This window comes from Fluviicoccus keumensis, assembly GCF_004217445.1.
In the GTDB taxonomy this organism is placed as follows: Bacteria; Pseudomonadota; Gammaproteobacteria; order Pseudomonadales; family Moraxellaceae; genus Fluviicoccus; species Fluviicoccus keumensis.
The window spans coordinates 426,625-444,341 of sequence record NZ_SHKX01000013.1 but is presented as its reverse complement, the minus strand read 5'-3'; the positions used below and the strand labels follow the sequence as shown (position 1 = coordinate 444,341).

19 protein-coding genes are annotated in these 17,717 nt (G+C 65.0%); 14 read left to right on the top strand and 5 right to left on the bottom strand.

Annotation, left to right across the window (positions count from 1 at the left end; translation table 11 throughout):
* The first annotated feature begins 28 nt into the window (after nucleotides 1-28).
* From EV700_RS12905 to EV700_RS12890, 4 genes are all read left to right on the top strand, one after another.
* A complete protein-coding gene (locus EV700_RS12905; RefSeq protein ID WP_130414405.1) occupies nucleotides 29-709 on the top strand; it encodes a Fe2+-dependent dioxygenase in 681 nt (226 codons plus the stop codon).
* A gap of 18 nt (nucleotides 710-727) precedes the next feature.
* A complete protein-coding gene (locus EV700_RS12900; RefSeq protein WP_130414403.1) occupies nucleotides 728-1,012 on the top strand; it encodes a PepSY domain-containing protein in 285 nt (94 codons plus the stop codon).
* Nucleotides 1,013-1,015: 3 nt separating this feature from the next.
* Entirely contained in the window at nucleotides 1,016-1,513 is a 498-nt protein-coding gene (locus tag EV700_RS12895; RefSeq protein WP_130414401.1) for a cytochrome b/b6 domain-containing protein, read from the top strand.
* Between the two features lie 151 nt (nucleotides 1,514-1,664).
* A complete protein-coding gene (locus tag EV700_RS12890) occupies nucleotides 1,665-2,201 on the top strand; it encodes a phosphatase PAP2 family protein (protein ID WP_130414399.1) in 537 nt (178 codons plus the stop codon).
* Between the two features lie 9 nt (nucleotides 2,202-2,210).
* Here the strand turns inward: EV700_RS12890 and EV700_RS12885 are convergent, their stop codons facing one another.
* Together EV700_RS12885 and EV700_RS12880 are read right to left on the bottom strand one after the other, a co-directional pair.
* On the bottom strand, nucleotides 2,211-2,570 hold the full coding sequence (locus tag EV700_RS12885; protein ID WP_130414397.1) for a hypothetical protein: 360 nt from the start codon (nucleotides 2,568-2,570) through the stop codon (nucleotides 2,211-2,213).
* Between the two features lie 239 nt (nucleotides 2,571-2,809).
* Complete coding sequence (locus EV700_RS12880) at nucleotides 2,810-3,358, bottom strand: hypothetical protein (RefSeq protein WP_130414395.1); 549 nt, start codon at nucleotides 3,356-3,358, stop codon at nucleotides 2,810-2,812.
* Between EV700_RS12880 and mnmL the strand changes: the two genes are divergently transcribed.
* Genes mnmL through ubiT form a run of 4 tightly spaced genes read left to right on the top strand, consistent with a single transcriptional unit; the run spans nucleotide 3,357 to nucleotide 6,777 of the window.
* On the top strand, nucleotides 3,357-4,316 hold the full coding sequence (gene mnmL, locus EV700_RS12875; protein WP_130414393.1) for a tRNA modification radical SAM protein MnmL/YtqA: 960 nt from the start codon (nucleotides 3,357-3,359) through the stop codon (nucleotides 4,314-4,316). The genes EV700_RS12880 and mnmL overlap by 2 nt on opposite strands.
* Complete coding sequence (gene ubiU, locus EV700_RS12870) at nucleotides 4,297-5,307, top strand: ubiquinone anaerobic biosynthesis protein UbiU (RefSeq protein ID WP_130414391.1); 1,011 nt, start codon at nucleotides 4,297-4,299, stop codon at nucleotides 5,305-5,307. Before mnmL ends, ubiU begins: the two co-directional genes overlap by 20 nt.
* 13 nt (nucleotides 5,308-5,320) lie before the next feature.
* Nucleotides 5,321-6,247, top strand: coding sequence for a ubiquinone anaerobic biosynthesis protein UbiV (gene ubiV / locus EV700_RS12865; protein ID WP_130414389.1), 927 nt, complete (start codon nucleotides 5,321-5,323; stop codon nucleotides 6,245-6,247).
* Nucleotides 6,244-6,777 carry a ubiquinone anaerobic biosynthesis accessory factor UbiT gene (ubiT, locus tag EV700_RS12860; protein WP_130414387.1) on the top strand — a complete coding sequence of 178 codons (534 nt, stop codon included), beginning with the start codon at nucleotides 6,244-6,246 and terminating at the stop codon, nucleotides 6,775-6,777. Before ubiV ends, ubiT begins: the two co-directional genes overlap by 4 nt.
* A gap of 167 nt (nucleotides 6,778-6,944) precedes the next feature.
* Here ubiT and EV700_RS12855 read toward each other — a convergent pair whose 3' ends face one another.
* Entirely contained in the window at nucleotides 6,945-7,544 is a 600-nt protein-coding gene (locus EV700_RS12855; RefSeq protein ID WP_130414385.1) for a flavin prenyltransferase UbiX, read from the bottom strand.
* Nucleotides 7,545-7,713: 169 nt separating this feature from the next.
* On the opposite strand from EV700_RS12855, the gene ubiD reads away from it, so the two are divergent.
* The gene (gene ubiD / locus EV700_RS12850; protein ID WP_207224671.1) at nucleotides 7,714-9,195 is read left to right on the top strand and encodes a 4-hydroxy-3-polyprenylbenzoate decarboxylase; all 1,482 of its coding nucleotides are present in this window, start codon (nucleotides 7,714-7,716) and stop codon (nucleotides 9,193-9,195) included.
* A gap of 24 nt (nucleotides 9,196-9,219) precedes the next feature.
* Here the strand turns inward: ubiD and EV700_RS12845 are convergent, their stop codons facing one another.
* A complete protein-coding gene (locus tag EV700_RS12845) occupies nucleotides 9,220-9,537 on the bottom strand; it encodes an ATP cone domain-containing protein (RefSeq protein WP_165391471.1) in 318 nt (105 codons plus the stop codon).
* A gap of 161 nt (nucleotides 9,538-9,698) precedes the next feature.
* On the opposite strand from EV700_RS12845, the gene EV700_RS12840 reads away from it, so the two are divergent.
* From EV700_RS12840 to EV700_RS12820, 5 genes are all read left to right on the top strand, one after another.
* Nucleotides 9,699-10,076, top strand: coding sequence for a putative zinc-binding protein (locus EV700_RS12840; protein ID WP_130414379.1), 378 nt, complete (start codon nucleotides 9,699-9,701; stop codon nucleotides 10,074-10,076).
* 126 nt (nucleotides 10,077-10,202) lie between these two features.
* A complete protein-coding gene (locus EV700_RS12835; protein WP_130414377.1) occupies nucleotides 10,203-11,804 on the top strand; it encodes an FAD-dependent oxidoreductase in 1,602 nt (533 codons plus the stop codon).
* Nucleotides 11,805-11,999: 195 nt separating this feature from the next.
* On the top strand, nucleotides 12,000-13,745 hold the full coding sequence (locus EV700_RS12830) for a thiamine pyrophosphate-binding protein (protein ID WP_130414375.1): 1,746 nt from the start codon (nucleotides 12,000-12,002) through the stop codon (nucleotides 13,743-13,745).
* An 11-nt stretch (nucleotides 13,746-13,756) separates the two neighbouring features.
* Nucleotides 13,757-14,383 carry a nucleoside 2-deoxyribosyltransferase gene (locus EV700_RS12825; protein WP_130414373.1) on the top strand — a complete coding sequence of 209 codons (627 nt, stop codon included), beginning with the start codon at nucleotides 13,757-13,759 and terminating at the stop codon, nucleotides 14,381-14,383.
* Nucleotides 14,384-14,671: 288 nt separating this feature from the next.
* On the top strand, nucleotides 14,672-16,105 hold the full coding sequence (locus tag EV700_RS12820; protein ID WP_130414371.1) for a WS/DGAT/MGAT family O-acyltransferase: 1,434 nt from the start codon (nucleotides 14,672-14,674) through the stop codon (nucleotides 16,103-16,105).
* Nucleotides 16,106-16,160: 55 nt separating this feature from the next.
* Here EV700_RS12820 and EV700_RS12815 read toward each other — a convergent pair whose 3' ends face one another.
* Nucleotides 16,161-17,369, bottom strand: coding sequence for an esterase/lipase family protein (locus tag EV700_RS12815; protein WP_130414369.1), 1,209 nt, complete (start codon nucleotides 17,367-17,369; stop codon nucleotides 16,161-16,163).
* Nucleotides 17,370-17,717: the final 348 nt, after the last annotated feature.

Here is a 17,717-nt window from a genome sequence, read left to right as displayed (position 1 = left end):
ACAGACATTGACCGAATGGAGCATCAGTATGCTAACCATCATTGAAAACATCCTCGACGCCGCGACGGTCCGCCGTTTCCGCGACGGCCTCGACCGTGCCGACTGGGAAGACGGCCTGCGCTCGGCCGGGTCGCTGGCGGGGACGGTGAAGCAGAACCGGCAACTGCCGGAGGATTCGGCGACGGCGCGGGAACTGGGCAACCACATCCTGAGGGTGCTGGGCAACCATCCCCTGTTCCTGTCCGCCGCGCTGCCGGAAAAGATCTATCCGCCGCGCTTCAACCGCTACCGCGACCAGGAGCATTTCGGCACCCACATCGACAGCGCCATCATGACCTTCGGCCCGGACCGCCGCACCCTGCGCACCGACCTGTCGGCCACCCTGTTCCTGACCGATCCGGCCGATTATGACGGCGGCGAACTGACCATCGAGACCCGTTACGGCGCGCAGGCGGTGAAGCTGGCGGCCGGGGATCTGGTGTTGTATCCCGCTGACAGCCTGCACCGCGTTACCCCGGTCACGCGCGGCGCGCGCGTCTGCGCCTTTTTCTGGATTCAAAGCATGGTGCGCGACGAAGGCGAACGCACGCTGCTGTTCGATCTGGACCAGTCGATCCAGGCGCTGACCGCCGCCCAAACCCCGCCGGAGGCGCTGTTGCCGCTGACCGGCATTTACCACAACCTGCTCCGCCGTTGGGCGAGCGTTTGATTGACCCGGAGAATTGCCATGAAACACATCCTGACTGCTGCTGCATTGATGCTGGCTTCCGGCCTGGCCTCGGCCGCCGCCGATTGCCCGAAGGCCCCGCAAAACCAGTGGCTGCCGGTGTTGGAGATGCAGAAGAAAATCGTCAACGAGTACGGATTCGCCATCAAACGCTTTGTGACGGATGGCAACTGCTACGAAATCTACGGCTGGGGACTGAACGAGGCCAAGACCAAATTCGTCGAGGTGGAGGTCTATTTCAATCCAGTGACCGGCGCCATCGTCAAGAAGAAGGCGCGGGACTGAGCCATGACGCTGACGGTGTGGCCGCTGGCCGTCCGGCTGTTCCACTGGACGAACGCCGCGCTGTTCCTGGCGGCGTACGGGCTGCTGGAGGGCGGGGAGGACTGGCACGCCCGCGCCGGTTACGGCGTGGCGGCGCTGGTGCTGTGGCGCATCGCTTACGGGCTGTTTGGCCGCGGTCCGGCGGCGTTCCGCGCCTTCTGGCCGACCCCGTCGCGGTTGCGGCGCTACATCGCCGTGTTCCCCGACCGTGACGGCGAATTTCCCGGCCACAACCCGGCGGGGGCGCTGATGATCCTGTTCCTGCTGGCGGGCCTGCTGTTGACGGCGCTGACCGGCTGGCTGCAGGAAACCGACCGTTTCTGGGGCGAGGAGTGGGTGCAGCGGCTGCATGAAGTCGCGGCCGATGCGGTGATGGCCGCCGTGGCGCTGCATGTAGCGGCGGTGCTGCTGATGCAGCGGCTGAGCGGCAAGCCCTTGCTGCGGGCGATGTTCAGGGGCTAAGCGGCTGTCATCAAACCGCCATGATTCTGTCATGGGGCGGTCAACCCGGCGGCGCATCCTGCGCTGGATGAAAAATATCCAACCCACCCAGGGTCGCCGGGCTTCCAGTTCGTTCCGGCATGTTGGACCCTGCAGCCGGAGAACCGTCCGCATGAACAAGCACAATCCGCTGTCCTCCATCCCCGTCGCTGACTGGGACCTGGCCTGGTGCCTGCGCTTCAACCGCTATTCCGCCCACCGCGCCATCGCCGTTTTCTTCAAGCACATCAGCCGCCTCGGTAACGGCCGTTTCTGGTACGCGCTCATCGTGCTGATTGCCGTGACGGAAGGCTTGCCCGCGCTGCCGCTGCTGGGGCAGACGCTGCTGACCGCCGGGGTCGGGGTGCTGATCTACAAGCTGCTGAAGCAGCGCACGCTGCGGCCCCGGCCCTATCAGGTGCACCAGGCGGTGGTGCTGGGCGAGCGGCCGCTGGACCATTTCAGTTTTCCGTCGGGGCACACGCTGCATGCGGTGCTGTTCACGGTGATGCTGGGCGCGAACTTCCCGGCGCTGCTGCCCGTGCTGCTGGTGTTCACGCCGCTGGTGGCACTGTCGCGGATGGTGCTGGGCCTGCATTACCCCACCGATGTGCTGGCAGGGGCTTTTCTGGGTGGCGGGTTGGGGGTGATGGGGTTGTGGCTGTTCTGAATGGCTGCTTCAGGCCTGCCGGTGCGGGCTGCGGCGGGCGGCCCATTGGCTGCCAAGGATGGCCGGAACGGCAATCACGGCGAACATCATCATCCCCATGGGCCACAGGTTGCCGATTTCGCGGTTGTTGACGGCCATGGCCACAAACTGGGACTCAAACACCAGCAGGCTGAGCACGGCGGGTTGTTGCGGATAGCGATGGCTCAGCAGGATGGCGGCGGCGATGGCGAGTGGGTAGGTGAACAGCCAGTAGGCGCTGTTGTCCCAAGGCTCGCGTCTGTGCGTGATGAGGGTGGTCAGCCCCCAGAGGGCGATGCCGGCCAGGATGGCCAGACTGGCCGGGGCGAGGGGGTGGCGGTCCGTGTTCATGGCCGGGTCCGGGGCGGGGGGGTGATGGGGATGATGCGGGGGTTTTTGAGGGGTGTCCAGTCGGTTTAAGACCGGCATCCGCCTGCCGCGGGCCTTCCTTTTTGTCTTGGCAAAAAGGAAGCAAAAACCGTGTCCTTCGCCAAAACTCGCGGGCCGGGATGCCTCCGGGCGGCCTTTCCGATTCCTGTGCTTCGGTGTCCGGCGTGTTGGCTCAAACAGTTGGCTGCGGACGGCGGGGGCTATGTCCTGATGCGGTTCCAGTATCTTGTATTGGCATCTGTCAGGTCTTCGTAGCTCACATTTATCCCCGGTGATAATGCGATTAGTATGGATTCATAAATGAGCTCCATTGTGCCGTTGACGCAACTGATAACCAGTGGATCCTCGTTTGTCACATAGAGAATTTCAGGGCTGAGTTGTGCGATTTCCTGAAGGTCAAAGGTCGGCAATGAGCCAAATTCGGTATACTTGAATAGCGAGCAATTAACCAACGTAATCAAGAAGCTATCCCCTGGCTCGGAAAACATGTTTCGCAAGTAGGAGATGTCAATTTCAAGATTGACAGTCTTGTGAATGCTTCCCCAAATACGCGAGATAGCGCCATCGTGAAATACGCCCCAAATATCTGAATTCACTTCTCTTAACCCCAAAACCCAACAAAGTTGAATTTCATACTGTAGATGACTGGTCTTGTCGTCAACCTTCCCCCCGCCTTGTCCTCCGTCATTTTTCCCTTGTCCCCTCCCGCCTAAAATCCCCCGCACTTCCCCTACGTCCCGCGCCCTCATGGATCTCTCGCAGTACGTCCACACCTTCGGCCACGATCTGCAGGCCCGTCACGGCCGCCGCGTGCACAAGGTCGCGCTGAATGTCGGTTTTACCTGCCCCAACCGCGACGGTACCAAGGGGCGTGGCGGCTGTACTTTCTGCAATAACGAGTCCTTCGCCCCCGAACGCCAGCCTTCGCGCAGTGTCAGCGAGCAGATTGGCAGCGGGGCGCTGGCGGTGCAGCGCCTGACCGGGGCGCGCAAGCTGATGGCCTATTTCCAGGCCTATACCAATACCTACGCCGAGATCGATCGTCTGCGCCGCCTCTATGACGAGGCGCTGGCCCACCCGGATGTCATCGGCCTGTCCGTGGGCACCCGGCCGGACTGCGTGCCGCTGGAGGTGCTGGATCTGCTGGCCGGATACCGCGACCAGGGCTACGAGGTGTGGCTGGAACTGGGGCTGCAAAGCGCGTTCGACGAGACGCTGGCGAAGGTGAATCGCGGCCACGGTTTTGCCGAATACGCGGAAACCACGCGGCAGGCGCGGGCGCGCGGGCTGCCGGTGTGCACGCACCTGATCCTCGGCTTGCCGGGCGAGAACGCCGACCATGCGCGTGAGACGCTGCGGCAGGTGCTGGACGTTGGCACCGACGGCCTGAAGCTGCATCCGCTGCATGTGGTGAAGGCGACGATGCTGGCCTTCCAGTGGAAGCGCGGCGAGTACACGCCGATGCGGGAAAGCGATTATGTGGAGCAGTGCATCGACCTGATCGCCCAGACGCCGCCGGAGGTGGTGTTCCACCGCCTGACCGGCACGGCGAGCGCCGACATTTTGTTGGCCCCGGCCTGGTGCGAGCACAAGTGGCCGGTGATCAACGCCATTACCCGGGGGCTGGCGGCGCGCGGGTTATCGCAAGGCACGGCGCTGGGTCGTCCTTATCGTCAGGAGAGTGCGCATGACGGCATCGCCGCTTGAACTGGTGTGCCCGGCCGGGTCGCTGGCCGCGCTGAAGACGGCGGTGGATAACGGCGCGGACTGCGTCTATACCGGCTTCCGCGATGACACCAACGCCCGCAATTTTCCCGGCCTGAATTTCGACGAGGCGACGCTGCGGCAGGCGGTGGATTACGCCCATGCGCGCGGCAAGCAGGTCTTCACCGCGCTGAACACCTACCCGCAGGCGGGCGGCATGGGTCGCTGGCGGTCGTCGCTGGACCGGGCGATGGCGGCGGGGGTGGATGCGCTGATCATTGCCGATCTCGGTTTGCTGCAATACGCCCGCCGCCAGTATCCGGATGCACGGCTGCACCTGTCGGTGCAGGGCTCGGCCACCACCGCCGGGGCGCTGGACTTCTATTACCAGCAGTTCGGCATTGCCCGCGCGGTGCTGCCTCGCGTGCTGTCGCTGGGGCAGATTGCCGCCGTGCTGCGGCAGACGCCGGTGGAGATCGAGGTCTTCGGTTTCGGCAGCCTGTGCGTGATGGTGGAAGGACGCTGCCTGCTGTCGTCCTACGCCACCGGCGATTCGCCCAACAACCATGGCGCCTGCTCGCCCGCGCCTGCCGTGCGCTGGGACCACGGCCCCGCCGGGCTGGAAACGCGGCTGAACGGCGTGCTGATCGACCGTTTCGGCGAGGGCGAGAAGGCCGGGTACCCGACGCTGTGCAAGGGCCGTTTCAAGGTCCACGACGACACCTATTACGCCATTGAGGAACCCACCAGCCTGAACACGCTGGAATTGCTGCCGAAGCTGATCGGCATGGGGGTGAAGGCGATCAAGATCGAGGGCCGCCAGCGCAGTCCGGCCTACATCGCCACCGTCGCCCGCACCTGGCGGCAGGCCATGGATCACGCCTTGCGCGACCGCGAGCGCTACATCGTGCGCAGCGACTGGACCACGGATCTGGACCGGCTTTCGGAAGGCAGCCAGCACACGCTGGGGGCCTATCACCGTCCCTGGAAATAACCGGAGTATGACCATGACCGCATCCGCCCGCCTGTCGCTGGGCCCCTTGCTCTACTACTGGCCGCGACAACAGATTCTCGATTTCTATGACGAGATGGCCTTGGCCCCGGTGGACATCGTCTATCTCGGCGAAACCGTCTGCGCCCGCCGCCACGAGCTGGAACTGGACGACTGGATCGGCATTGGCCAGCGCCTGCGCGAGGCGGGGAAGGAAGTGGTGTTTTCCAGCCAGGTGCTGCTGGAATCGGAAAGCGACGTGCGGCGGCTGAAGGCGCTGCTGGCGGCCTCGTCAGGGCTGGAAGCCAACGACATGACCGCCGTCAACCTGGTGCAGCGGGCGGAGGGCGGCTTTGTCGCCGGGATGACGCTGAACCTCTACAACGAGGACTCGCTGGCATTGATGGCAAGTTTGGGCGCGCGGCGCTGGGTAGCTTCGGTGGAACTGGATGCGGATCAATTGGGCCTGCTGGCCGAGTCGGTGGCCGGGGGGATAGAAACCGAGGTCTTCGCCTTCGGCCGCATGCCGCTGGCCTATTCGGCGCGCTGCTTTACGGCCCGCCATTTCAACCGCCAGAAGGACGGCTGCCAGTTTGTCTGCCGCGACTACCCGGACGGGCTGGAAATGCGCACGCAGGAAGACGAGCCCTTCCTGGTGCTGAACGGCATCCAGACGCAATCGGTGAAGTCCTGCGATTTCCTCGCCGATATTCCCGAGTTGCTGCGGCTGGGCGTGAACGTACTGCGCATCAGCCCGCAGGCGGCGCATACGGCTGAAGTGATCCAGCTGTTCCGTGACGTGCTGGACGGCCTGCTGGCCCCGCATGACGCCTTCCGCCGCGCCGACCGCCTGCGCAGCGCCGAACCCTGCAACGGCTACCTGCACGGCAAGCCGGGGCTGGATCTGGTGTTCCACCGCAGCGCCCAGAGTGTCTACGGATGAACCGCCGCCCGCTGTCCGCGCGCGCCGTGCAGGCCGCCTCCGCCGTCAACGTGCCGCCGCCGCTGACCCGTTTCCTGTTCCGGCTGCCGCAGTTCCCGCCGTCGCTGGCGCTGGCCACGGCGCTGAACCTGGCGCTGGGTGAATCCGGGATGTCGGCCATTCCGCCGGAGCTGACCGGCCGTCAGGTGCGGCTGGTGGTGACCGACCTGGGCATGGAACTGGCGCTGCTGCTGACCGCCAAGGGTTTCGTGCCGCCGCATCTGCCGTCGGCGAATCCGGAAGTGACGATCCGCGCCGGCAAGGCGGACTTCCTGGCGATGGCGGCGCGCACCGAGGATTCGGACACGCTGTTCTTCAGCCGCCGGCTGGTGATGGAAGGGGATACCGCGCTGGGACTGCTGGTGCGCAACCTGCTGGACTCGGTGGATTTGTCGGCGTTGGGCGCGCGCGAGTTTTCGCCGTGGCGGGTGGCGGGGATGGTGGGGGGATTGTTGCGGGGGCGGAAGGGGGAAAGGTGGGTGGTGTGGTAGCTGAAATCCTTCCCCCCTGTGGAACAGGGGGGAGCCGCGAAGGCGGCAGGGGGGTTGCGGGAGGTGGTGGGAACATTACCTAAGTTTCGTAAGGGATGTTCAGCGGACCGCCGTTGACCCCCCCGGCCCCTGCGGGCCTCCCCCCTACTGCGTAGGAGGGAAAGACATCAGCGACCCCAAGGTGTCCCATCCCCCTCCAGCCCCACCTGCTTCAACACCCGGTCCACCACGAATGCCACCAGCCCGTCGAGATCCGTCGGGCGGTGATAAAAACTGGGGCAGGGCGGCATCACCGTCACGCCCAGCTTCGCCAGCGTCAGCATGTGTTGCAGGTGGATCGCGGAAAACGGCATCTCGCGCGGCAACAGCACCAGCCGGTGGCCTTCCTTGATCGCCACGTCGGCGGCGCGCTCGATCAGGTTGTTGCTGAGGCCGGTTGCCACCGCCGCCAGCGTGCCCATGCTGCACGGGCAGATCACCATGCGTCGCGGCGCGCCGGAACCGGACGCGGCGGCGCAGCTCCAGTCGTGATTGGCGTAGAGGCGGATCAAACCGTCGCGGTCGCCGGACAGGTCACGGAAGCGGGCTTCGGCAGCGGCGAGATCGGCGGGAATCACCAGATCGTGTTCCAGCCGCAGTACCTCACGAGCGGCGTCGGACAGCAGCAGTGTCACCGCCTGGCGTCGGGCCACCAGCGCCTTCAACAGGCCGAGGGCGTAGGGCATGCCGGAGGCGCCGGTAAGGGCGAGGGTGAGGCGGTGGGGCATGGGGCAAACTCCGTGACTTGTACTCCCTCTCCCCTTGGGGGAGAGGGCCGGGGAGAGGGGTGCGGAAAGTCGCCCGAACACAACGCCAGTTCAGGCACCACCGCCGCACCCCTCTCCCTAACCCTCTCCCCCAAGGGGAGAGGGGACTTCCATTAAGGGGCTGAAATCCATGAAATTCCACGACCTCCGTCAATTCCTCACCTTCCTCGAACAGCGCGGCGAGCTGCGCCGCATTACCCGCGAGATCGACCCGCATCTGGAAATGACCGAGATTGCCGACCGCGTGCTGCGCGCGCACGGTCCGGCGCTGCTGTTCGAGAAACCCAAGGGCTATGCACTGCCGGTGCTGGCCAACCTTTTCGGCACGTCGCAGCGCATTGCCTGGGGACTGGGGCTGGAAAGTCCGGCCGCCCTGCGCGGGCTGGGCGAGACGCTGGCGAAATTGAAGGACCCGCAACAGGTGAACGACGCGGCCAGCCTGTTCAGCCATTTGCCGATGGTGAAACAGGTGCTGAACATGTCGCCGAAGCAGACCGGGCGCGCGCCCTGTCAGGAACGGGTGCTGGCGGGGGCTGAGGTGGATCTGAACCTGCTGCCGATCCAGACCTGCTGGCCGGATGACGCCGCGCCGCTGGTGACCTGGCCGCTGGTGATCACGCGCGGGCCGGAGAAGCCGCGGCTGAACGTCGGCATCTACCGCATGCAATTGCTGGGGCGCAACCGGCTGATCATGCGCTGGCTGTCGCATCGCGGCGGCGCGCTGGATTATCAGGCGTGGCAGGCGCGACATCCCGGCAAGCCTTTCCCGGTGGCGGTGGCGATCGGAGCCGACCCGGCGACGATGCTGGCGGCGGTGACACCGATCCCGGACACCATGTCGGAATTCGCTTTCGCCGGATTGTTGCGCGGCGGCAAGACCGTGCTCAGCGACTGCCTGACCCACGACCTGCAAGTGCCCGCCCAGGCCGAGATCGTGCTCGAAGGCTTCATCCGTCCCGGCGACACCGCCCCGGAAGGCCCCTACGGCGACCATACCGGCTACTACAACGAGGTGGCGGAATTCCCGGTCTTCACGGTCGAGCGCATGACGATGCGCCGTGACGCCATCTACCACAGCACCTACACCGGCCGTCCGCCCGACGAGCCCTCGGTATTGGGCGCGGCGATGAACGAGCTGCTGGTGCCGCTGCTGCAGCAGCAGTTCCCGGAGATTGTCGATTTCTGGCTGCCGCCGGAGGGCTGTTCCTACCGGCTGGCGATCATCAGCATCCGCAAGCAGTACGCGGGCCACGCGCGGCGGGTGATGATGGGCATCTGGTCCTTCCTGCGCCAGTTCACCTACACCAAATTCCTGATCGTCACCGACGCCGACATCAACGTGCGCAGCTGGGATGACGTGATCTGGGCGATGACCACGCGCATGGACCCGGTGCGTGACACCATGAGTGTCACCGGCACGCCGATCGATTACCTGGATTTCGCCTCGCCGGTGGCCGGGCTGGGGTCGAAGATGGGTTTCGATGCGACGAACAAATGGCCGGGGGAAACGGAGCGCGACTGGGGACGGCCGATCGAGCGTTCGCCGGAGATTGTGCGCAAGGTGGATGCCTACTGGCGGGAACTGGGGCTGCCGGGCGCGCCGCGCCGTTGAGGCGGCGGCCCTGAGAAGACGGAGTCAGAGTCCGGCGGTCAGCCGTTCCACGCGACGCCGCTCGCGTTGCAGGATGAAGGCGCGGGCGGTGCGGAAGTAACCGGCTTCCATCAGCTGCTGTTCCACCATGTCCTGCACCTGCGCGGTGTCCAGTTCTTTCAGGTCGGCCAGATAGACTTCAACCGCGTGCGCTAGCATCCACGCCATCGCCGGGCCGAATTCGTCAATACCTTCCCCGGCGGCGGTGATGGCGCGTTCAATCTTGTTGAGGTCAAAAGCAGCGGTGTCGCCGTTGCGTTTGCGCAGCGTGCTGGGACCGAGGCGGATGGCGGGGGTGGTCATGATGTCTGCTCCTGAAGCCGTCATTGTTGTTTTGCCGGAGGCCGGTTCACTTTAGCGCAGCTGACGGTCGATCAACTTGATGATGGTCAAGGGTAGAACGGCGGCATCCCGGCACACTGGCAGGTCGAACGTCCCTGTCCCGGACGGTTGCGGAGGCTGTCATGACCGATCATCACCTGCCCCTGGTGTATTCCTGTTCCGGCTGCTCCAACGTGGCGCAGCTGGCCAATTCGCTGGCGTTGCGGCTGGACCGCGCGTCTCTGGCGGAAATGTCCTGCATTGCCGGTGTCGGCGGCCATGTGCCCGCGCTGGTCAACAAGGCGAAGTCGGGGCGCTTGATCGTGGCGCTGGACGGCTGCGCGCTGCATTGCGTCAAAGGCTGTCTGGCGCAGCACGGCCTGAAGCCGGATGTGCACCTGACGCTGAGTGAATATGGGGTGCGCAAGCGTTATGGCGAGGAATGCAACGAAAGCGTGGCCGATGCGGTGTTTGCGGAGATCCGGGATGTGCTGGGGGATGGGAAGCAGGCGGTGGCCTAATCACACATAAAAATTATGGATTTAGCCGCGATTGTCACTTACCCGACAGACCGTCCCGGCCGGGCAGGCGCACCATCCGTTCATGTCCGGGGGACACCGCCCCCATCCTGAACCCGGAGGCCCATCATGTCCGCCGCGCTGGAAACCGAGATCGTCATCGCCGGCGGCGGCATTGCCGGCATCACCACGGCGCTGGAACTGCTGGACCAGGGTCGCCGCGTCACCTTGCTGGAGCGCGCGCCGCGCGAGCGGCTGGGCGGGCTGGCGAACGAGGCCTTCGGCGGCATGCTGTTCGGCGGCACCGGCCTGCAGCGCCTCAACGGCATCCACGATTCCCCCGAACTGTTCCGCGACGACTGGTACCGCGCCGCCGAATTCGGCCCCGACGACCACTGGCCGAAACGCTGGGCCGACACCTACATCGAACGCTGCGTGCCGGATGTCCATGACTGGGTGCGTGGTCACGGCGTGCATTATTTCCCCATCGTGCATTGGGTCGAGCGCGGCGACCACCGCGCGCTGAATTCGCTGCCGCGCTACCACGTGCTGTGGGGCACCGGCCTGCACCTGACGCAAACGCTGATCCGCGCCCTGGAAAACCACCCCCATCGCGACAAGCTCGACCTGCGCTGCGGGCATTACGTTGAAGACTTCCTGACGGATAACGGCCGCATCAGCGGCGTGCGCGGCCGGGCCGGGGATGTCCCGTTCACCCTCACCGCCGGGGCGACGGTGGTAGCCAGCGGCGGCATCAACGGCAACCTGCAACGGGTGCGTCAGGTCTGGGACCGCGAGCGCTACGGCCCGCCGCCCGCGCTGCTGCTCAACGGCGCGCATCCCGACGGCGACGGCCACCTGCACGAGGTGGTCACCCGGTTTGACGGCCGGGTGGTGCGGCTGGGGCAGATGTGGAACTACGCCACCGGCATCCGCCATCCGCAACCGCAGTTTCCCGATCACGGCCTGTCGCTGATTCCGCCGCGCTCGGCGTTGTGGCTGGACAGCGCAGGCTGCCGCATCGGCCCCGACCCGATGATCAGCGGCTTCGACACCCACCGCCTCTGCCGCCGCCTGGGCAACCAGCCCGACCAGTACGGCTGGCTGGTGATGAACCGGCGCATCGTGCTCAAGGAAATGGCCATTTCCGGCTCGCACATCAACCCCGCCTTCTGCCGGCGCGACCTGCTGCGGCTGGTGAAGGAAATCCTGCTGGGCAACCACGAACAATACGAACTGCTGGCCGGTCAGTGCCCGGATGTGGTCACCGCCACGACGCCGGAGGAACTGGCGGCGAAGATGAACGCGGTGGCGGGCGGCGACAAGGTGACGGCGGCCAACCTGCGTTCCGGCATCGGCCCCTATGACGCCCAGATCGAACGCGGCCCGACCTTTCACGACGACGACCAGCTGCGCCGAATCGCCCAGCTGCGCCAGTATCGTGGCGACAAGGCGCGCACCCTGAAATTCCAGAAAATCCTCGACGGCAGCGCCTTGCCGCTGGTGGCGATCCGCGTCATGCTGCTGTCGCGCAAGAGCATGGGCGGTATCGAAACCGACCTGTCGTCGCGGGTGCTGGACACGCGCGGCGAACCCTTGCCGGGGCTGTACGCGGTGGGGGAATGCAGCGGTTTCGGCGGCGGCGGCATCAGCGGCATCCGCTCGCTGGAAGGCACCTTCCTCTCCGGCTGCATCCTGACGGCGCGGCGGGCGGCGCGGGCGCTGGCCTGAAAAAAGAACCATACCCTCCTGTGCAACAGGGGGGAGCCGCGAAGGCGGCAGGGGGGTTGCGGGCAGCGGCCTGAACACGGCTTGGCATGACGGCCTGTTTGGCGGTCTGCCCTGACCCCCCGACCCCTGCGGGTCGCCCCCCTGTTGCACAGGAGGGAAAGAATCAGCGACGGACAAAACAGAGGAAACCTCATCATGCGAAAAACCGGCGCCCAGCTGCTGCGCTACGCCCTCGAACAGGTCGGGGTCCGTTTCACCTTCGGCATTCCCGGCGTGCACACCACCGAGCTGTACGACGAGCTCAACGCCAGCGAACACATCACGCCGGTGCTGGTGACGCACGAGGGCGGCGGCGCCTTCATGGCCGACGCCATCAGCCGCACCACCGACGCCCCCGGCACGCTGCTGGTGGTGCCCGCCGCCGGGCTGACGCACGCCGCCAGCGGCATTGCCGAGGCCTTCCTTGACGGCATTCCGATGCTGGTGATTTCCGGCGGCATCCGCACTGATTCCGGCCACCGCTACCAGCTGCACGACATCGACCAAAGCGCGCTGATGAAGCCGATCACCAAGGCGCAGTTCCGTATCCTGCGCCATCAGGACGTGGTGCCGACGCTGTTCGAGGCGGTGCGCATCGCCTATGACGGCGAGCCGGGGCCGGTCTATGTGGAAATGCCGCTGAACATCGCCGCCTTCGCCGGGGAGGTGGAAGGCGAGCTGCCGGTGTTCCGCCGCGCCGTCGCGTCGTCGCTGCCGCCGGAAGTGCTGGCGCAGGTGCCGTCCGCCGTGGAACTGCTGAAGCGCGCCAAGCGCCCCGGCATCTTCGCCGGCTGGGGGGCGCGCTTCTGCGAGGAACAACTGACGACGCTGGCCGAACTGCTGAACGCACCGGTCTCCACCACCTTGCAGGGCTTGTCGGTGTTCCCCGGCAACCATCCGTTGTTCGCCGGTTTTTCCTTCGGCCCGCACGCCGTGCCCGCCGCCGCCCATGCCTTTCAGGACTGCGACTGCCTGATCGCCATCGGCACCCGTTTCGCCGAGATCCCCACCGGCAGCTATGGCCTGAAGGTGCCGGAAAACCTGATCCACATCGACATCAATCCCCAGGTCTTCGACGCCAATTACCCGGCCAAAGTGAAATTGCCCGGTGATGCGCGCACGGTGGTGAAGACGCTGCTGGCGGCGCTGCAGACCTCCGGCTTTGCCAGCACGGTCGATGGCGTGGCGCTGGAAGCGCAGCTGCGCCGCGACAAGATCGCCTATCACGACGAATGGTTCGGCCATGACTCCGGCCACCGCGTCAATCCGGCGCGCTTCTTCAGTCATTTGCGGCATGTGCTGGCCGAAGACGCCATCGTCGTCGCCGATGACGGCAACCATACCTTCCTCACCGCTGAACTGCTGCCGGTGCATCGCAGCCGTCACTTCCTCTCGCCCAGCGACTTCAACTGCATGGGCTACTGCGTGCCCGCCACCATCGGCGCCAAGCTGGCGCATCCGGAGCGGCAGGTGGTGGGCATTGTCGGCGACGGCGCTTTCCTGATGACCTGCATGGAGCTGGTGACGGCGGCCTCGAACGAACTGGGCGTGGTGCAGTTCGTGTTCAACGACGGCGAGCTGTCGCAGATTTCGCAGGCGCAGGAAATTCCCTACAACCGCAAGGTGTGCTCGGTGCTGGGCGCGGTCGATTTTGCGGGCGTGGCGCAGGCTACGGGCTGCGAATACCGGCTGATTCTGGGCAACGGCGATATTGCCCCGATGATTGATGAAGCCATGAAACTGGCGGCGCAGGGCAAGCCGGTGGTGGTGGATGTGCGTGTGGACTATTCGAAGCGTACGCGCTTCACCAAGGGCATTGTCGCCACCAACCTGAAGCGCTTTGATACGCGCACGCAACTGCGCTTTGTCGGGCGGGCGGTGTGGCGGCGGGTGACGGGGTGAAGGAAAAGCGCATGACCACTCCCCGCATCTACTGCTCCGGCCCGCTGTTCTGCGCCGAGGAAATCGGCGGCATGAGCGCCATCGCGCAACAACTGGAACAGGCCGGTTTCCACACCTTCCTGCCGCACCGCGACGGCCTGGAGCCCTATGTGATGCGGTTGGGCAACACGCCGTTGCCGGGGCCGCTGTCCGGCATCCGCACCCGCATCGACCACGCCATCTTCGCGCTGGATGTCTACGAGCTGATCGAGCGCTGCGATGCCGTCGTCTGCAACCTCAACGGCCGCGTGCCGGACGAGGGCATGATCGTCGAGGCGGCGCTGGCCTATGCGGCGGGCAAGCCGCTGGTGCTGTTCAAGGATGACGTGCGCGCGCCCTTCGGCGGTTTCGACAACGCCATGCTCACCAGTCTGGTGAAGGGGCGGATTGTCGGCACGCTGACGGAGATTCCGGCGGCGGTGCGGGCGGAACTGGCCGGCAAGAAAAAGTCGGCGGTGGATTTGTCGGCCGATCTGGTCGAGGCAGTCCGTCAGGGAAGAAACATCAGCCGTGCGCTGGAATCCTTGCCACGCCGTCTGGGCAAGCAGCAGTGGGATGAATCGGTGGTGCGGCAGGTGATTGAGGCGGGATTGGACTGAAGTTTTCCCGCAGTTACGCCCTCCTGTGGAACAGGGGGGCTGCCCGCAGGGCTGGGGGGTAACTCCGGTGTGCTGAACCCGGCCTTGGTTGAAGCCGGTATGTCCCGGACTTCTTCACGCCGTTCGTCGGAAAAGGGGTGATTCCTACAATTTGGCACGTTCGTGCTTGATCGAGGACAAGACAGCTCCGGAAATTCGGCGTATAAATTCAGTGAACGAATGTACACAATCAAGTGTGCCCGAATTCCCTGAATCACGCGCGGCCCGTGCGCCGCCCCGGAGCCTGTCATGCAAACCCTGACCAACCTCGACGCTTCCTTCCTGCATCTGGAAAAAGACAGCACGCCGATGCATGTCGGCGGCGTCATGCTTTTCAGCGCCCCGGCCGACGGCGCGATGACCTTTGACCGCTTCCGCCGCCATGTCGGCAACCGCCTGCAAACCGCGCGCGTCTTCCGCCAGCGCCTGCACATCCCGCCCGCGCTGCTGGCCAACCCGGTGTGGATTGAAGACCCGGATTTCCGTCTCGACAACCACCTGCGCCGTCGCACCATCAACGGCCCGCTGACGCATAAATCCCTGGAAAGTCTGTGCGGCAAGTTCTTCAGCGCGCCGCTGCGACGCGACCAGCCGCTGTGGGAAATGATGTTCGTGCGCACCGCCGATGCCGCCGATGGCTTTGCGGTGCTGTTGAAGGTGCATCATTGCGCGCTGGATGGGGTGTCCGCCGAAGCGGTGATTACCGGCCTGCTCGACTTTACGCCTGAACCGCGCCCGATGGGCCCCGATACCTGGCAACCGGAAACCGCCCCGACCGTCCGCGAAGTGGCGCGCCGCCAACTGGCTGCCGCCAAGGACGCCCCGGCCCGACTGACCACCCTGCTGCAATCGACGGCCGACATCGCCGGGCGCATCGCCTTGCGCACGCTGACCGGCAAGGACCAGGGCATTCCCCACTATTTCGGGGCCCCGCGCACCGACTTCAACCGCCCCATCGGGCCCGAGCGCCGCCATTTCAGTGTACAACTGTCACTGACCACGGTGAAGGAAATCAAGAACACCCAGCCCGGCTTTACCGTCAATGACGTGGTGCTGGCGATCTGCGCCGGAGCTACCCGCCGTTACCTGAAGGACGTGGGCAGCCTGCCCGAAACCTCGCTGGTGGCGATGGCCCCGGTGTCGCGCCGCGCGGAAACGGCCAAGGGGCAGGGTGGCAATCAGGTGTCGTCGATGCTGATCCGCCTCGGCACCGACATCGCCGATCCGGTGCAGCGTTTGCGCGCCATCCACGCTAATGCGCAGCGCGCCAAGGAGCATAACCGCGAGGTGCCGGTGGACCTGCTGATGAACCAGCTGCCGTCGGCCGGGCCGGGCGTGGCGCTGACCGCTTACTCCCGCCTGAACCTCAGCCGCCGCCTGCCGCCGATGTTCAACATGGTCATCACCAACGTGCCGGGCTCGCCGTTGCCACTGTATCTGGACGGCGCCATGATGCGCAGCATCGGCGGCATGGCCGGCATCTATGACAACACCGGCCTGACGCTGGTGGTGATGAGCTATCTCGACAAACTCAGCATCAGCGTTACCGCAGCCCCGGAATCGGTGCAGAAACCGGAGCGGCTGGCGCAGTATCTGGAAGAGGCGCTGGCGGAACTGGCGAAGGCCGTGCTGCCGGAGAAGGTGATCGCGAAGTCGGCCGCCCGGCAGGCGCAACCGGCCTGAACGACGGGCAAGAAAAACCCCGCCTAGGCGGGGTTTTTATCATCTCAGCAGGGAATCATCCGCCCGCCTTGGCGATGTAGTCGTTGATGGCGGCGTAGAACTCCAGTTCATCGAAGGTGTCGGGACCGACGCCGACCACATCCAGGTGATCCTGCGAGATCACGCCGGTATGCGAGGTCATCGCCACGGATGAGGGATTGTTGAGATCGTCCACGGCCGTCACGGTGGTTTCGGTAATGGTATCCAGCATGCCGAGGATCGAGTTGTACTGCAGGCGTCCGCCCATCTGTTGCGAGTTGATGCCGACCAGGCCGTCGTCGTCCATGTCATAGACCGAACCGTCGCCGGTGCCCGCCGCGCCGTCGTTGTCGCAGTCGCCGGCGCAATAGCCGTCGCCATCGGCGTTAAAGCCCAGCAGCGTATGCAGCGCGCTCAGCGCCGGGTTGCGGTTGCCGTCGTCCTGCGCGGTGATCAGCGAGCGGAAGCGCACGGCGACATAGGCTCCGGCGCTGTTCTTCAGGTTGTACTTGGCGTTGAAGGCCTTGGCGCCGGTAGTGACTCCGTCATTGGGATCAAAGTCGTTGTACACCAGTTGCTTGCCCGCCGCGATGATGTTGTTGCGGGTGGTGACACTCTGCTGGTTCACGGCGTCGAACAGCGCATCGGCGATCTTGGTGATCAGTACGCCGCAGGGGTCATTGGCGGGGGTGCCGTCCCAGGCCAGGTTCCAGCAGAACGACGAACCGTTCAGCGCGTACTTGTCCAGCAGCTTCTTGGCATAGGGCGAACCGCGATGCGGCGAGGAAATGCTGATCAGGTTGTTGACGACGGTGTAACCCTTGCGCGACTTCAGCAGGTGCGCCGCCTTGCGGATGTCGAAACCACCCTGCGAATGGCCCACCAGGTTGATGTAGCTGACGCCCTTGGTGGTCATGTAGCTCTGCACCTTGTCGGCCAGCTGCGTGCCCCGGGTTTCAGAGTCGGCCAGCGAGGTGACCTGGAAGGCCTCCGCCAGCTGGCTGCCGTTGACGTCGTCATTGCAGCCGTTGATCTCCAGGAATTGGCAGCCGTCCAGCGCGAAGACGCCCAGCTCGTTGCCGAAATAATCCAGGCCCGCGATTTCGTCCCAGCCGGCCATGCCGTGCGCCAGGATGATCGGGTACTTGGTTTTCTGCGCCTCGGCGTGCGCCTGTTGCGCCGGGAGCGACAGCCCCAGCGACAACAGCAGGGAAGCGGCGACCGCCGCCAGTTTCTTGAAGTGCATGATGCCCACCTTGTTGTGTTGTTATGTATGGTCAGGCAACACGTCTGGCGGCAGCTGCAACCGGGTCCGTCCCGACCCTGTCCAGCCATCCCGGAGGATTTGCCGTCCCGCGCTTCTGGCGGTTCAACGTGTTGTGGCGTCCAAGCGAAATCACGGATTGGTGATTTTTTTAGTCATCCTGTCCGGAAAAAGATAGTGATCGCTCCGGGCAATTGCTTGTAAGTTTTCCCGCCGTTTGTCGGGAAAACCGCGCCTGTATTGTCAATGGGCGAAAAACTTACAAGTCGGTTTGTCGTGAATTGACTAATCTTGATGATGCCGATTCCCGCGCAGGCGATGAACCGGCCT

Coding starts and splice junctions, on each gene's coding strand:
- EV700_RS12830 (WP_130414375.1), top strand. CDS start 12,000: ATGCGAAAAACCGGCGCCCAGCTGCTGCGCTACGCCCTCGAACAGGTC.
- mnmL (WP_130414393.1), top strand. CDS start 3,357: ATGGATCTCTCGCAGTACGTCCACACCTTCGGCCACGATCTGCAGGCC.
- ubiU (WP_130414391.1), top strand. CDS start 4,297: ATGACGGCATCGCCGCTTGAACTGGTGTGCCCGGCCGGGTCGCTGGCC.
- EV700_RS12835 (WP_130414377.1), top strand. CDS start 10,203: ATGTCCGCCGCGCTGGAAACCGAGATCGTCATCGCCGGCGGCGGCATT.
- EV700_RS12840 (WP_130414379.1), top strand. CDS start 9,699: ATGACCGATCATCACCTGCCCCTGGTGTATTCCTGTTCCGGCTGCTCC.
- EV700_RS12825 (WP_130414373.1), top strand. CDS start 13,757: ATGACCACTCCCCGCATCTACTGCTCCGGCCCGCTGTTCTGCGCCGAG.
- ubiV (WP_130414389.1), top strand. CDS start 5,321: ATGACCGCATCCGCCCGCCTGTCGCTGGGCCCCTTGCTCTACTACTGG.
- EV700_RS12890 (WP_130414399.1), top strand. CDS start 1,665: ATGAACAAGCACAATCCGCTGTCCTCCATCCCCGTCGCTGACTGGGAC.
- EV700_RS12895 (WP_130414401.1), top strand. CDS start 1,016: ATGACGCTGACGGTGTGGCCGCTGGCCGTCCGGCTGTTCCACTGGACG.
- EV700_RS12900 (WP_130414403.1), top strand. CDS start 728: ATGAAACACATCCTGACTGCTGCTGCATTGATGCTGGCTTCCGGCCTG.
- EV700_RS12880 (WP_130414395.1), bottom strand. CDS start 3,358: ATGAGGGCGCGGGACGTAGGGGAAGTGCGGGGGATTTTAGGCGGGAGG.
- EV700_RS12815 (WP_130414369.1), bottom strand. CDS start 17,369: ATGCACTTCAAGAAACTGGCGGCGGTCGCCGCTTCCCTGCTGTTGTCG.
- EV700_RS12845 (WP_165391471.1), bottom strand. CDS start 9,537: ATGACCACCCCCGCCATCCGCCTCGGTCCCAGCACGCTGCGCAAACGC.
- ubiT (WP_130414387.1), top strand. CDS start 6,244: ATGAACCGCCGCCCGCTGTCCGCGCGCGCCGTGCAGGCCGCCTCCGCC.
- EV700_RS12885 (WP_130414397.1), bottom strand. CDS start 2,570: ATGAACACGGACCGCCACCCCCTCGCCCCGGCCAGTCTGGCCATCCTG.
- EV700_RS12820 (WP_130414371.1), top strand. CDS start 14,672: ATGCAAACCCTGACCAACCTCGACGCTTCCTTCCTGCATCTGGAAAAA.
- ubiD (WP_207224671.1), top strand. CDS start 7,714: ATGAAATTCCACGACCTCCGTCAATTCCTCACCTTCCTCGAACAGCGC.
- EV700_RS12905 (WP_130414405.1), top strand. CDS start 29: ATGCTAACCATCATTGAAAACATCCTCGACGCCGCGACGGTCCGCCGT.
- EV700_RS12855 (WP_130414385.1), bottom strand. CDS start 7,544: ATGCCCCACCGCCTCACCCTCGCCCTTACCGGCGCCTCCGGCATGCCC.